Origin of the sequence: Thermus neutrinimicus (assembly GCF_022760955.1) — a bacterium.
Taxonomy (GTDB): Bacteria; Deinococcota; Deinococci; order Deinococcales; family Thermaceae; genus Thermus; species Thermus neutrinimicus.
In genome coordinates, this window is the sequence record NZ_JAKTNU010000040.1 from 1 (window position 1) to 1136 (window position 1136).

1 protein-coding gene is annotated in these 1136 nt (G+C 66.4%); it reads left to right on the forward strand.

What is annotated here, in order from left to right; all coding sequences use genetic code 11:
* The first annotated feature begins 77 nt into the window (after nucleotides 1-77).
* Nucleotides 78-1127, forward strand: coding sequence for an IS481 family transposase (locus L0C59_RS11040; RefSeq protein ID WP_026175045.1), 1050 nt, complete (start codon nucleotides 78-80; stop codon nucleotides 1125-1127).
* The last annotated feature ends 9 nt before the right edge of the window (nucleotides 1128-1136 follow it).

The following is a 1136-nucleotide window of genomic DNA, read 5'->3' on the forward strand; positions in this document are numbered from 1 at the left end:
TGAACCCGGACAAACACATGTGAGACTCTGGGCTGGGATAAAAAGAGGGGGACCGACTCCGGAAGGAGGCCCCCCGAGTGCAGCTTACCACGGTTGGCAAAGCGATCTGGCGAGGAGCGAGGAAGGCCCAGGAGCTGGAGATGGCGGGGGCCGGCGACCCCCTGGTCCAGGAACGGCTGCGCAAGCTCAAGCAGGTGGAGGCGTTCAGGAAGCACGGGGTGAGCTGGCCCGAGATCCAGGCCCTGGTGGGGATCAGCCGGGCCACCTATCACCGCTGGCGGAGCAGGCTCAAGGACGAAGGACTTAAAGGCCTTCTTCCGAAACCCAAACGCCCCAAACGCCTACGGCGGAAGGTGCACTGGACCTCCGAACTCCTCATCGCCACCGAGGACTTGCGGAGACAAAACCCCACCTGGGGCCGCTGGCCCATCTGGTGGAGCTTGAGGAAGGGAGGTTTTGAGGTCAGCGAGCGCACCGTGGGCCGCATCCTCGCCCATCTGGAAGCCAGGGGGCGGGTGGAAAGGGTGGCCGCCTTCCTGGCCCGGGCGAGGCGGGGCAAGGGGAGGCCAAGACCCCAGAGGCCCTACGCCCAGAGGAAGCCCCGGGGATACGAGGCCAGGGCGCCCGGGGACCTGGTGCAGTTGGACACCCTCACCGTGACCCTAGGGCCCGGGGAGGTGGTCAAGCACTTCTCGGCCCTGGACCTGGTCACGCGCTTCTCCCTGGCCCAGGTGCACACCAGGGCCACGGCCAACCTGGCGGCGGGATTCCTCTCCGCCCTCGTGACCAAGGCCCCCTTCCCCATCCGGGCCGTCCAGGTGGACGGGGGGAGCGAGTTCATGGCCGAGTTTGAGGAAGCCTGCCGGAGCCTGGGAATCCGGCTCTTTGTGCTGCCCCCACGGAGCCCGAAGCTCAACGGGCACGTGGAGCGGATGCAGCGCACCTTCCGCGACGAGTTTTATACCCTGCCCTTGCCAAGGGGGCTTGTGCGCCTGCAGGCCGAGCTGGACGCTTATCTGGCGTACTACAACCACCGCAGGCCCCACATGGCCCTGGGGGGGCTGGCGCCCCTGGAGTTCTTGGCTAAAATGCAAGCGGAGTCGGTCCCCCAGTCTCAGATGTATTGACCGATTACA